The sequence below is a fragment of the Martelella sp. UBA3392 genome (genome assembly GCF_002358775.1).
Lineage (GTDB): Bacteria > Pseudomonadota > Alphaproteobacteria > Rhizobiales > Rhizobiaceae > Martelella > Martelella mediterranea.
In genome coordinates this window covers 1-12,233 of record NZ_DEPM01000128.1, presented here as the reverse complement: position 1 = coordinate 12,233, position 12,233 = coordinate 1, and the positions used below count along the sequence as shown (strand labels likewise).

Below are 12,233 nucleotides of genomic sequence, written 5' to 3'. Positions count from 1 at the left end.
GCGTTCGCTATTGCGGCTGGTTCGTTTCCTTGTCATTAGCCGTTTCTCTCGTACTGACTTCCAGGATGCCGGTATCCGGTGTGATGCTCTCGAGCATTTCCTCCAGACGTTTACCGACCAGTTCGCGGTCCTCCATCAGCGCTTTGGCCATTATTTCCAGCTCGGGTTGATGGCGCTGGAGGATTCTGGTGGCCAGCGTCTCCGCGTTCAGGAGACGCTGCTGGACACGCTGTCTCTGGGCGGGGTCATGAAGTGCAAGTCCGTCCGCATCACCTCGATATACAGGACCATAGGCGCCAAGCCCCAGTTGATGGTCGATCTGCAGGGCCATGTTCGTGGCTCGGGCAAGATCCGACTGCCGGCTACCACCTGCACCTGCCGAAATTTCGCCGAGGACGAGACGCTCCGCCGCCCGTCCGGCCATCAGGCACGCGATCTCGGCGTGGACATCACGCAGCAGGGATCGATTGCGACGGTTCTGCGTCACGGTTTCGCCGCCCAGCGGTTCCAGCATGATGCGCGTGACCGGGCCGAGCGCGAGCGCGGTGGCGACGATGGCATGACCGCATTCGTGCAATGCGATGCGCCAATCGAGCGCCTGATCGGCCTCGGAGTGGGAATAGCCGATGAGCGTGCGGAGGTCGTGGAGCCCAGGCATCCTGTTCTGGCTGCGTGCGATCGACTTTGCCTGTCTGACGGCGGCATCCACATCGGCAGCGGTCATGCCGATTGCGGCTCGCGCCAGGTCATCGATATCTGACAGTGAGAATTCCGCCGGAAGCAGGGCTCTCAGAATGCCCGCAATCTCCACCTTTCCAGGCAGCGGGACCTGAACCTTGCGGTCGAAACGTCCGGGACGCAGGATGGCGGGATCAAGGCCGGCGATGTCATTGCAGGCGCCGATCAGGAGAACACCCTCCTCTCGCATCAGCAGATCGATCTGCTCAAGAACGGCGTTGATGACCTGCCGCCTGTATGAACTGTTATGATTATCCGTGTCGTAGCGGCTGCCGGCGGCGTCGACCTCATCGATGAACAAAATCGAGGGTTTCTTTGCAATCGCCGCCGCGAACGACCTGCGCATGGCCGCCAGCATATCACCGAGATGCCCGGCGCTCTGCCACTCGGCAAAGCTTGCTTGCACGAAGTCAACACTTGCGCTCGCCCCCATGGCGCGGGCCAGCCACGATTTTCCGGTTCCCGGAGGACCGTGGAGAATCAGGGATCGCGTCAGTTCCGACCATTCGCACGTGCCCTCCTTCCATGCGGCGAGGTCGGCGACCAACTGCCGTGCCGCCTGCAGGGCTGGACTGTTGCCGTCCATATCCTCCAGCCGAGGACCGTCCGGTTTTTGCCTCTTCGATGATTTCTCCGTTGCCGATGACAGCCGGTCCACGACCCCGCGCGCCGTTGGCGCACGCAGTGCAGCGGACAGGACCGAGCCAGGCAGTTCCGTGAGCGCCTTTTCATCCGGCAGTTGCTCGAGCAAGACTAGGTTTTTGCCGTCGCTAAGCCCGTGGCTGTAACGCAGATGTTCGCCAAAGTTCGCCCGGCTGAGTGACGCGATCGGCACTGGCGCAGGCAGGGCTTGTTTCAGATCAGGCGGGAACTCGCATCCGCTGGGAAGCAGGACAAACAGACGATCAGGAAGCGATAAAGCCGTGCGGATGTCGGATCCGAAAATGTTGAGTACACGTTCAGCAACCCGTCCATTGGTGATCTCGGGAGCAAGCAGGCAAAGCGCGTTCGGCTCGCCTTTGAGTATCCTCGCCTCGGAGGCCACAATCCATCCGGGTGGCATGACGATCAGTGTCAGGAGATCCTGCGCGAGGGCCACTTCCTGCGGCTCGATATTCCCTAACACGACGACAGAACCCGGCGCGCCAAAGCAGGCGATGAACGCATCCTCGCTGCCAAAAGTGGCTGCAAGTTTCAGTGCCAACGAGAGCGTCGGGTGCGGAATCGGCTGCATTGGTGATGGTCTGTCCTCCTCAGACATGGAAATATCAAGCGCATCACCTTCGAAATCAGGGTAACCGGTGAAGTCGCTTTCGTCGCTTTCCTCGTCCACATAGGACGGGGCGCGCTTGTTGAGAAAATCGAGCAAACCTGGCTGCGCATGCTCTTGTGTTCTATGCGGGCCAACGCTGTTCCATTTGTTGACCGAGCGGCCAGGGTAGCGATCCAGCTGCGGGTTTCGGCGGAGCCGGCGGACCAGCTCTTCGCCATATGCGGCCCATGTGGGGCGTGGTGCTTGATCCGTCATGGCGGATCCTCCTTGTGATGATTGGACCGAAGCAAGATGAAAGCTGAGGACAGCGATGCGCTGTCCGGCAGTCCATTCGGAGCGGGACTGCGGTCACCTCGGCGCTTGCCAGTTCTCATTCCGGATGTTCAGCATCGGGTCCCGGAACGGCCTCGTTCCGAAACGCCAGGCGGCATCCGGAACGACGGGTGACGGCGACCCAACACAATGCTGTTCTGGAATGATATTCCAGAAAGTGCCCCGTATCCGGTTAGTGGAACCGGAATACGGGCGTTTTGAAACCATTCCTGGAAAACTGTTCCAGAATGGCATGTCTATCCGGAAGATCTCGGCTTTCCTGACCGTGGCGAAGTTTGCTGGTTTGCGGTTGCCGCTTTGAGATGTGTCAGCACATGCGGGAGTATATCTGCCCGATAGATTTCCGTTTTGACGTTGATCCAGTCTGCGAGTTCGTTACAGGGGATGACCGAATCCGGAAAGCGCTGCTTCAGTTTGGCGTGCAGGGCCTTTTCCGTTTTCTGGGCGATATGGCCGGTCGGCATGGGAAACCGATACAGGACACTGGCCTCAACGGAACCCGGAATGCCCAACTGATAGCGCAAGCGGCTTTCCGGATCGCGCGAATAGCCAAGCTTGATGAAGCTGCCCTTGTGTGGCACTTCAAACGCGAGAACATAGATCTCGCTCGGTGCTGCGGACCAGCATGTGCCGCATTGCTCGCATCCGACGCGACCGGTGATGATGTTGGCGATCGCGATCCTCTGGGTGTGACCGCAGCCATCATGTCTATATGAGCGGTAGTTCGGGTTTGCTTCCGGATCGGGGCCGAGCAGTGTCCATCCCCGAGCGGCAGCATCCGAACTCAGTCTGGCTGCGTAGCAGGTCGGGCAGTGAAAGCCCGCTCTGCCGGCGGCCTTTCCCTCGCGCGCAAGTCGCTCGACACGGCCGAATTGCAAGCGCGCGGCATGGCCGCATGGAAGTCGGTAATGTCCATATTTGTGGTGCATCTCGTCGCGCTCGAGCAGTGTGAAACCGCATTTGGCGGCATCCTGCAAACGGCGGGTCTCAAGGCAACCGCCGCAAATGGGCAGGGCTGTGCGCAGCACATAAGCTTTCTGGACCGTATCAGCGCCGCATTCTCGGCATCGAAGCACAACGTGGCTACGATCACGGACGCGGCCGACAATTGAAAAACCTTTGGCTTCGGCGATTTCCTGCCATTGCGGCGGAACCGGACCGGGATAGGTGCGCCGCCACTCGCTTTCCGGCACATGCCGTGATCGATGCGGGATGTGCAGGCGACGCCGGGATTGGCTGGACGATGAATTGCGTTTGCCAGATGACTGGCGACCTTGTCTTTTTGACATGATTGTTCCTCCTGAACGCAGGATGAAAGGGGAGCGCGCGCACCGGGCCGACCTGGTGCGATGCTGATCTCTTGATGGAATAGTCGCGGTCATCACTTCCAACCGGCAATGATGGTGGCCGGAAGGGTGCGACGGGACAGGCCCGGCATGTATGGCGGAAGCCGGAATGCGTGCCGCAAAGGAAAGCGGTGTCACGATCTGGGAAAACTACAGGCCTGTGCCGACTCCGAAGCGCGGCTATCCGGAAAACGTTGGTTCCGTATTCAGGGAAGGCTCGTTTCCGGCATCATGGACTTCCCGGAACAGCTCCAGTGTCTGCAATGCCTCGACCAGGCACGTGCCTTGCTGCACGAGCCGGAATGCCCGGTGTCCCTCGAATGTCTTTGCGGTAAACTGCAGCAGGTCGGGCAGGCAGACCGCCTTGACGCGCGCAATTGCCGCTTCGTTCGCGGTTTGCGCACTGATGAGCCCAGACAGGATCCCCGTGAAATGCAGCAACACGCCATCGCCCTCGCAGCACTTCGGCAGAAGCTGCAGGGCGGCAACCGTATCGGTCAGCCGGTCCAGTGCGTTTTCCGCGTCATGCAGCCAGGCGGCACAGGCGGGATCAAAGACTTGGGCGACACCGTCGATCTCGTGCTCGGTTTCAATGAAAACCTCAAGACGCAACAGCATGGCCGCAAAAAGCAGTGAAATCGGAGAGCTGGTGAGTGTCGATGGAGAGTATAAGTCTTCATCCGCCGGATGCGGCGTGATAGGAGCGTGAATAGCCATGATAACCTCTAGCCAGGTTTGAGTGGTCAGAGCGTTGGTCGAGGGGTGCAACCCTTGCCAGCGCTCGTTTTTTATGCCATTACGCGACTCTGATGTCAACATCAAAAGGTGAAAAAGTGATGGCTCCACCCAGAAAAGACAATATTCCGCTGACGCTCCGCGTCTCTCAGGAACTGCTGAAGGCGATTGACGACCGGCGTCGCGAGGAAGAGGACATACCGACCAGACCGGAGATGGTTCGTCGGATATTACAGGACTATTTTGACAGGGGCCGGTAACGTCCCGCGACCACATTTAGCGGCTTCGATATGTCGTTCGGGGTGTACGAACAGGATGATGCTCATGCATCCTGCGTCAGAAACCCGAACAACGACAGGGCGGTATTCTCGTCGAGCGACGTCGCCAGCCGGACGATCCGGTTTCCGTGTCGCATGTTGATCCGGTAGTTGATCGAAGCCCCCATGCGCGCGCCAAGCCCGATGATCCGGGAGGTTGTGTCGGCGGCCGTCACCATCGACAGTGCGGCGGTCATGCCGGCAGGCCCGCTGCCCGCCACGACGAAGCCCGGCACAATGCCGCCCGATGCGAATGTCTGCCCCTTCATGTGCGGATTGTCGATGAAGATCTCGCCGATCTCCTGGTAGGGATAGAGTTTGCCCTCCCGCTGCAATCCGGATGGCAGCAGCCGGAATGCAAATCGCGGACTTTTCAGTCTGTTGATCCCCCACAATGCCGCAACGTTGATGAGCACACCCAACGGATAGCCGGCGCTCTCCGGCAGGAGGCCGAGCGGGCCGTTCACCAGATAGAAGGCGGTGGGCATTGCCAGGAACAACAGCGGGACGAATATCAGGATCATTCTCCCGATCGACAGCCCGGCGCCCTTGCCGGTGATGAGAAGGCCATCGCCTTGCTCCTCGATCTGGAAGCCGCGATCGAACGTTGCCGCGTTTGTCATGAGAGACTCCTTGCAGATGCCGGCAGCGGGCCGACCGGGTATGGCAAACCGGAATGAAGTGAGAGGTCAAAGCCCGTGTCGGGCAAAGACCGGCGGCAGGCTGTCGGCATCGGCGCCATAGACATGCGGCGTGCCATCCACCGAATGAACGATCACCACCGATCCGTCGGATGCCTGCACCGCGACGGATGTGAATTCGTTGCTGCAGACATGCGCCCGGCATCCGCCATGGACATACCAGCCGTCCTTCTCTTCGAAACCGCCGGCGCTGACTGCCGATGCTCGCTGCAGCGCTTCGATATCGGCATTGCCGATGACAGCCTTGATTGCCGGGAGGAACCGGTCATCCTCAAAGATCTCGTAGGCCGTCAGACCAGCCATGTCGCCGGGCAGGATGCGGTGACCGGCAAGATCGGTGGAAGCCTGCGCCGGGATCGCCAAGTCCCGCGGCGCAAGCGTGAAGATCAGCGGCGTACGGTCCTCGGCGCCATCGACGGCATAAAGCGTGATCTCATGGTTGATGGTGCCGCCCTGCCAGGGATCGGTCGGGCGGACATATTCCGGCGATCCTCCCATGTCCTCGCCGAGAATATAGCGTGCTGCGACCGCGTGTCCGGACGAGAAATGCTGCCCGCCCGTATCGCCCCGCAGCCATTCCGGATGATAGGCAATCTCGACATCCGAGCGTAGAAAGGCATCGACATTGTCGCCGAGCATCGCCTCGATGGCGGCGACATGATCTGCCCAGGCAGGTCGACAACGCCTTCAGCCCGCGTCAGTTTCCATTCACCCTCGATCCTGTCGAAGATGAGAACTCCGCAGGCATCGGCGAGATGCGGTGTGCCGCAGTCAAGCCCCCTTCCTGTCGGATTGGTGTCGATCTCGCCGAGAGGCAGACGCGCCCGCGCCATGAAATCCTGATTGGCGAAAATCCCCGCGACCATATCGCCATCATTGCCGAAGCCGACCCGGAATTGCGCGGCCTCGTCCAGATCATCTTCTTCAATCCGGCCACCGACCATGCGGAACCGACCATCATCGTAGGCGCCGCTATCGCTCACCGCGAAACCGTAGCCGGCCGTCAATGCATCCCGGACAGAACTCCAGTCCGATCCGATCGGCGGCAGGGATGCCGCGGCAAGAATGTCTGCCTGGGTTTTCTGTACCAGCGCCTCGACCGCCGCGTCATCGAGCGCCGGCGTCTGCCGGGCATGGGCCATGCTGGTAATAATGCCGCCATCGCCGTCGACATAGTCGAACTGGTAGAGCGTGGCGAGCAGCCCGTTGGCATGTCCCGGATCGCGACGGAAGTCGCTCGCGCGCAGGATCGCCGAGTTCAGGGAAGATGACGCCTCCCGTTCCCTGATAGCGCGTCCTTCTTCCGGCGTTGCCGGCAGGATCGCGTAGTCGCTGCCGTTGGAGAACCGCAGTCCGCCCCCGACCCGCAGATAGGTGCCCGGTGCAAACAGGCTTACCGGAAATCCGCCGCGCGCCGCGTCATAATCTCCAAGCCTGACGGACGCCCGGATCAGCACCTCCGTCTCGGGCCCGACCCGCGAATGCCGCGCCTCAAGCCGCGCCACCTGCTCGGCCAGCACCGCATCCCGGGAGAACTCATCCGCAGCCCTGTATTCCGGCGTCCGCTTCGCCAGCGCCTCGAAATCCGGCCCGTCACCGGCAAGCGACTGCGTCAGAGCCCGCCAGAAGTCATCTTCGGGGAATTCGATGGTTTCTGCCTGCGCCGGCAAAGACAGAAACGCCAGCATGCCAGCGATAATGAGGGATGGAAGTCGCATGGAATGGGTCATGTCAGGATGCTCTGCTATATGGGATCAAATTACATAAAGATGAGTATACTCCGTGGCTATATACTCATCAACCCATCGATGATCCGGATCATGGAAATCCGGGAAATCTTCGCGCAAAATCTAAAAGCAGCCCGTAAGGCCAAAGGTCTCTCCCAAGAGGAGCTTGCGCATCGGGCGGGCATCGACAGGACCTATGTCGGCGCCCTTGAACGATGCCGTTACGCCGTAAGCATAGATGTGGCGGATCGACTGGCTGCTGTGCTGGATACTGAGGTCTGGAGACTTTTGCAGCCGACGGTCTCATCTCGGGGGTCGACTGGGGAGCGGGCGCCTTAAGCGGTTCTGAACGTCGATGCACTGGCGGATGTCAGATATTGTTTCATGGATCCGGGAAGCCGGCAGTGTGGTGACTTCACTGTATCGTAAGGGTAAACTTACGGGATGGATCTTTGATATTGCAAGATTATCAATCATAATGGTGAAAAGACAGGCTGTGCGGTTTATGTCGATCATGCTGGCATTAACCGCTCGTATCGTATACCCTCGCCACCATGTTAGTGGTGACAAGGATGGCGACTATGTACTGATTATATACCAACCGAACGAGAAAAGACGGAGTAGGGAACAACAGCCTCGCCCGGCCCAGTCGGAGATGTCGGGCCCGTCTTCAGCGGCGATCGGTAGTCCGACCATTGCCGCCCAGGCCGGCCACCGCCTTCAGATCTTCCAGCAACTGTCGGATGACGGCGATGCCCAGCGAGCTGCGGCGCACGTAGGCGCCAGTAGAGAGGCGGCTGATCGACGGGTTTGTCGGGCGGATCACGAGGCCCACGGTTTTCACGTGGTCGGAAAGCTGGAGCGGTGCCATCAGTTTGGCGCGGAAGGCGCGCGTCAGGTCCAGCGCCGCGGCGAACGAGGTCGAGTGGGCGATGATGTGTGGCGGCTTCAACCGCTGCTCGGCGCAATAGCGCCGCAGCAGGGGCACATTGTCGGTCGCGCCGCTATAGGCCACCCAGGAAAAGCCGGCCAGCTCGCGCGGGCCGAGAACCGGCAATGCCGCCATCGGATCATCGGCCGCCATGATCACGGCAAGCTCGATCTCGGCCACCGGTATGGCGGTGACCAGGGCATCGGGCTCCGATGGTTCGATCGCGCCAAGCACGACATCGAGACGGCCATCGCGCAGCATCGGCAGCGTCACCGCATTCTGGTCTGCAACCAATTCGAAGGTCAGGGACGGGTACCTGTTGCGCAGCCGGGCAAACAGCGGCGCGGCATAGCGCAGGTGAAACAGCGGCCCCGCGCCGACCCGCAGGGTTTCAAGCCCGATGCCGGCGAGTGCCCGGATTTCCTCGCGCGCCTGCCGGTATTCCTGTTCGATTCGCTCGGCGCGGGCCAGAAAGTGACGCCCGGCGGCAGTCAGGCGCATCCCGCGGCGATGGCGCTCGAACAGCTTGCCGCCGAGATCCTCCTCGAGATTTGCGAGACGCTTGGTCAGCGAGGGTTGCGTCAGGCCGATCTTTTCGGCTGCGTCGGACAGATTGGCTTCCGCCGCGATCGCAAGAAAGGCAGTGAGGTTTCTGTCCACGAGCTATTCCATTTTTCTATCGCTAGGTCCGTAAAAATCGATTTTACAGAAAGCCTGCGATCCGACAAGTTCATCCTCCAAGATGTGGGAGGACTTTTTGCGGACGATTTTTGTACTTTTCGATTCCCTGAATCGAACGGCGCTCGGCGCTTATGGCGGCAAGGCGATCCCGACGCCGAACTTCGATCGCTTTGCAGCGCGCGCAGCCACATTCGACACCCACTACGCCGGTTCGCTGCCCTGCATGCCCGCGCGGCGCGACATGCAGACCGGTCGCCTGAATTTCACACATCGCCCGTGGGGCCCGCTCGAACCGTTCGACAACGCCTTTCCGCAATTGCTGAGCGCCGCCGGCGTCTATACCCATCTGGTTTCGGATCACCTGCATTATTTCGAAAACGGCGGCTGGGGCTATGCCCAGGCCTTCGACAGTTGGGATTTCATCCGCGGTCAGGAATATGACCCGACCACGGTGTTCACCGTGCCGCCGGTGGAGCGCATCCGCGAAAACTTCGACGCCCGCCACTATCCGACCGGAACGCTGCCGGAAGGCCGCACCGCCACACGTGGCACCTTGGCCAAGGATGTGTGGAAACGCTCCCGCCATGCCATCAACAAACTCGAACCGTGGGACGAGGCGGACTATCCGACCGCGAAGTGCTTTGCCAAAGCCTTCGATTTCCTCGATCGCAACCGGGACAGCGACGACTGGTTCCTGCAGCTCGAATGCTTCGATCCGCATGAGCCGTTCGATGCGCCGGAACGGTTCAAGGCAATGTTCGCGACCGGCTATGACGGCCCTGTGCTGGACTGGCCGCTCTATGAAAAGTGCACGAATTCCGCGGAGGAGATCGCCGAAATCCGGGCCAATTATGCCGCCCTGGTGGCCATGTGCGACGATTATTTCGGCCGGTTGCTCGACTGGATGGACGCCAATGACGCCTGGAAGGACACCACGCTGATCCTGACCACCGATCATGGTTATCTTCTGGGCGAGCATGAGTGGTGGGCCAAGAACCGGATGCCCTATTACGAGGAGATCTCGCATATCCCGCTGATGATCTGGCATCCCGATCACCCCGGGAGCGGCGGCGCGCGCATCGCGGAACTGACCCAGACCACCGACCTGATGCCGACGATCCTGGACCTGCATGGCGTGGCCACACCTGTGGAAGCGCGCGCCCACTCGCTGCTGCCGCTGCTGGACGAACGCCCGTCGGGGCGGAAGACAGCGATCCTCGGCATGTTCGGCGGCCCGGTCTGCGCGACCGACGGGCGGTACACCTATTTCAGGTTCCCCGAAACCGACGATCCGGCGGCGCTGCCGCTTTACACCCTGATGCCCAGCCATCTCGAAGACATGTTCTCGGTCGGCGATCTTGCCACCGCCGAACTGGTCGACGCCTTCGACTTCACCAGGGACGCGCCGTTGCTGCGGGTCAGGCTTTCCAGAAAGCTCGGCGAATCCGGCATGGACATTCTGGCAAACTGGCAGGGCGGAAACGTGCTCTACGATCTCGCCGCCGATCCCGGGCAGACGACGCCGCTAGAAGCTCCGGAGATCGAAGCCCGCATGAATGCCGCCATCATCGAGCATTTCGTGGCGCATGACGCCCCGGAGGAGCTTTACGCCCATTACGGGCTGGCCCGCGATCAAACGCCGGCGGAAAGCATTGACGCCCTCGGTTGAGCGGCGAAAAATATCAAAGGAGGAGCAAATGAAAACAACGATAGCAATCACACTGGCCGCAATCGCCGCCATGCCGCTTGCCGCCAAGGCGGACGACTTTCCCAAACGCACGGTCGAACTGATCTTCCCCTGGGGGCCGGGCAACGCGATGTCGGCCAGCCAGATCCTGGCGGAAGCGATGTCGGAGGAGCTCGGCGTCTCGATCCCGGTGATTTCGACGCCCGGGGCCGCCGGTACCAAGGCCTTCCAGATCGCGATGAACAAGCCGGCCGACGGCTACACCATCCTCGATGGCTATGTCGCGCCGCTGGTGCTGCAGCCGGTGCTCGGCAAGGCCGACTGGACCTATGCCGACTTCGTACCGCTTCACGCAGCCTTCTCCAATGCCTTCGCGATCGGCACGGCGGTGGACAATGACCGCTGGGCCAATTTCGAGGCGATGATGAACTATTGCGCCGATCACCCGGCGGAGCTTCGCTACACCACCGGATCGCGCAACAACCTGCCCCATATGGTGATCGCCAAGGTGCTGCAGAGCTATGACTGCGTGGCCCAGAACATTCCCTATACCGCCAATGGCGACGCCATGTCCGACCTCAAGAACGGCGTTCTCGATTTCGGCTTCATCAATGTGGGCGATTACCAGCAGAATGGCGACGACTACACCATCCAGCTCGTGCTGTCGGAACTGCCGGCCAGCGCCGCGGCCTTCGGCGGCGCGCCGTCCATTGCCGACCTCGATGTCGATCTCGGCCTGAGCGGGCTTGGCCCCATGGGGTGGAACTGGTGGCTGGTGCGCAAGGACACCCCGCCCGACCGCCTGGAAATCCTGCGCGAGGCGATGAAGGCCGCGATCGAACGCCCCGAGGTGCAGGAAAAGGTCAACGCGCTCGGCTTCGCCGCCCTGGAATGGGACTGGGATCAGTACGATGAGATCGTGGGTCCGGTGGCAGGCCAGTTCGAGGCGATGGGCAATGCGCTCAAATGGGAAGAAGAACAGCTTGCCAAATACTGATCTCTACAAGCCGGGCCGGGAGGAGAGAGTGACCATGAGCATCGGTAAAAGACATGTCGAATGGCTCGCGGTCGCGCTTTTCCTCGCCGTCATCGGCCTTGTGTATCAGCAGGCCGCGACCAGCATGGCCGAACAGGGTATCGCCTCCGGCGGGCCCTATGACAACGCGGCGGCCTATCCGAAGACGATCGCCGCCGTGCTTGCCCTGCTGACGGCGATACAGGCGCTGCTGCAGATCTTGCGGGCGCGCAAGGCGAAAGCCGAAACCGGCGTGCCGCTTGGCCAGCTTGTCCGGCCCGCGTCGCTTGTCCTGATATTCGCGGCCTATCTCGGGGCCCTCGGCATTGCCGGCTATCACATCGCCACGCCGATCATGCTCGCGGCGCTGATGATGCTTTGCGGCATAAGGCGACCGCTGGCGATCGTGGTTCCGGCGGTGCTGATCTCGCTGGGGCTTTCCTATGTCTTCGAAGCCTGGCTCAAGATCGTGCTGCCGGGCGGCCTCCTGCACCTGAACATTGCTTGGTGATCCATGCTCGCGCAATCGCTTGCCGCTGGCCTTGACCAGTTTCTCACACCGCTCACCCTCACACTGACGACGCTCGGCGTCATCTTCGGGCTCATCGTCGGTGCGCTGCCGGGTTTGGGACCGCTGATGGGCATCGTGCTGATGCTGCCCTTCGCGGTCGACATGCCCCCGGTGGCCGCCATGGGCTTTCTGCTCGCAATCGGCGTTGGCGGTTCCTGCGGCGGCTCGATCTCGGCGA

The 12,233-nt window shown here is 61.1% G+C and carries 13 protein-coding genes; 6 read left to right on the top strand and 7 right to left on the bottom strand.

Annotated features, from left to right (window positions below):
- Window positions 1–7: 7 nt before the first annotated feature.
- The 3 genes from B4E36_RS09370 to B4E36_RS09360 form a co-directional block, all read right to left on the bottom strand.
- Window positions 8–2,266: an AAA family ATPase gene (locus B4E36_RS09370; RefSeq protein ID WP_292052713.1), complete on the bottom strand. Its 2,259-nt coding sequence runs from the start codon at window positions 2,264–2,266 to the stop codon at window positions 8–10.
- Window positions 2,267–2,580: 314 nt separating this feature from the next.
- Window positions 2,581–3,633, bottom strand: a complete 1,053-nt coding sequence (locus tag B4E36_RS09365; RefSeq protein ID WP_292052712.1) for a GIY-YIG nuclease family protein — start codon at window positions 3,631–3,633, stop codon at window positions 2,581–2,583.
- A gap of 237 nt (window positions 3,634–3,870) precedes the next feature.
- On the bottom strand, window positions 3,871–4,407 hold the full coding sequence (locus tag B4E36_RS09360; protein ID WP_292052710.1) for a hypothetical protein: 537 nt from the start codon (window positions 4,405–4,407) through the stop codon (window positions 3,871–3,873).
- A gap of 119 nt (window positions 4,408–4,526) precedes the next feature.
- Between B4E36_RS09360 and B4E36_RS09355 the strand changes: the two genes are divergently transcribed.
- Window positions 4,527–4,685, top strand: coding sequence for a ribbon-helix-helix protein, CopG family (locus B4E36_RS09355; protein WP_144409676.1), 159 nt, complete (start codon window positions 4,527–4,529; stop codon window positions 4,683–4,685).
- A 62-nt stretch (window positions 4,686–4,747) separates the two neighbouring features.
- Here B4E36_RS09355 and B4E36_RS09350 read toward each other — a convergent pair whose 3' ends face one another.
- From B4E36_RS09350 to B4E36_RS09340, 3 genes are all read right to left on the bottom strand, one after another.
- A complete protein-coding gene (locus B4E36_RS09350) occupies window positions 4,748–5,365 on the bottom strand; it encodes a hypothetical protein (protein ID WP_292059949.1) in 618 nt (205 codons plus the stop codon).
- Window positions 5,366–5,431: 66 nt separating this feature from the next.
- Complete coding sequence (locus B4E36_RS09345) at window positions 5,432–5,941, bottom strand: hypothetical protein (RefSeq protein ID WP_292059950.1); 510 nt, start codon at window positions 5,939–5,941, stop codon at window positions 5,432–5,434.
- A complete protein-coding gene (locus tag B4E36_RS09340; protein ID WP_292059952.1) occupies window positions 5,830–7,161 on the bottom strand; it encodes a hypothetical protein in 1,332 nt (443 codons plus the stop codon). The genes B4E36_RS09345 and B4E36_RS09340 overlap by 112 nt, the downstream gene beginning before the upstream one ends.
- Before the next feature lie 102 nt (window positions 7,162–7,263).
- Between B4E36_RS09340 and B4E36_RS09335 the strand changes: the two genes are divergently transcribed.
- Window positions 7,264–7,509, top strand: coding sequence for a helix-turn-helix transcriptional regulator (locus tag B4E36_RS09335; protein ID WP_292059963.1), 246 nt, complete (start codon window positions 7,264–7,266; stop codon window positions 7,507–7,509).
- Between the two features lie 331 nt (window positions 7,510–7,840).
- Here the strand turns inward: B4E36_RS09335 and B4E36_RS09330 are convergent, their stop codons facing one another.
- The gene (locus tag B4E36_RS09330; protein ID WP_292059953.1) at window positions 7,841–8,761 is read right to left on the bottom strand and encodes a LysR family transcriptional regulator; all 921 of its coding nucleotides are present in this window, start codon (window positions 8,759–8,761) and stop codon (window positions 7,841–7,843) included.
- Between the two features lie 97 nt (window positions 8,762–8,858).
- Between B4E36_RS09330 and B4E36_RS09325 the strand changes: the two genes are divergently transcribed.
- From B4E36_RS09325 to B4E36_RS09310, 4 genes are all read left to right on the top strand, one after another.
- Window positions 8,859–10,451, top strand: a complete 1,593-nt coding sequence (locus B4E36_RS09325) for a sulfatase (RefSeq protein WP_292059955.1) — start codon at window positions 8,859–8,861, stop codon at window positions 10,449–10,451.
- Window positions 10,452–10,479: 28 nt separating this feature from the next.
- Window positions 10,480–11,466 carry a Bug family tripartite tricarboxylate transporter substrate binding protein gene (locus tag B4E36_RS09320; protein WP_292059957.1) on the top strand — a complete coding sequence of 329 codons (987 nt, stop codon included), beginning with the start codon at window positions 10,480–10,482 and terminating at the stop codon, window positions 11,464–11,466.
- Window positions 11,467–11,500: 34 nt separating this feature from the next.
- On the top strand, window positions 11,501–11,995 hold the full coding sequence (locus B4E36_RS09315) for a tripartite tricarboxylate transporter TctB family protein (RefSeq protein WP_292059959.1): 495 nt from the start codon (window positions 11,501–11,503) through the stop codon (window positions 11,993–11,995).
- A 3-nt stretch (window positions 11,996–11,998) separates the two neighbouring features.
- A partial coding sequence (locus B4E36_RS09310) for a tripartite tricarboxylate transporter permease (RefSeq protein WP_292059961.1) occupies window positions 11,999–12,233 on the top strand: 235 nt, incomplete at its 3' end.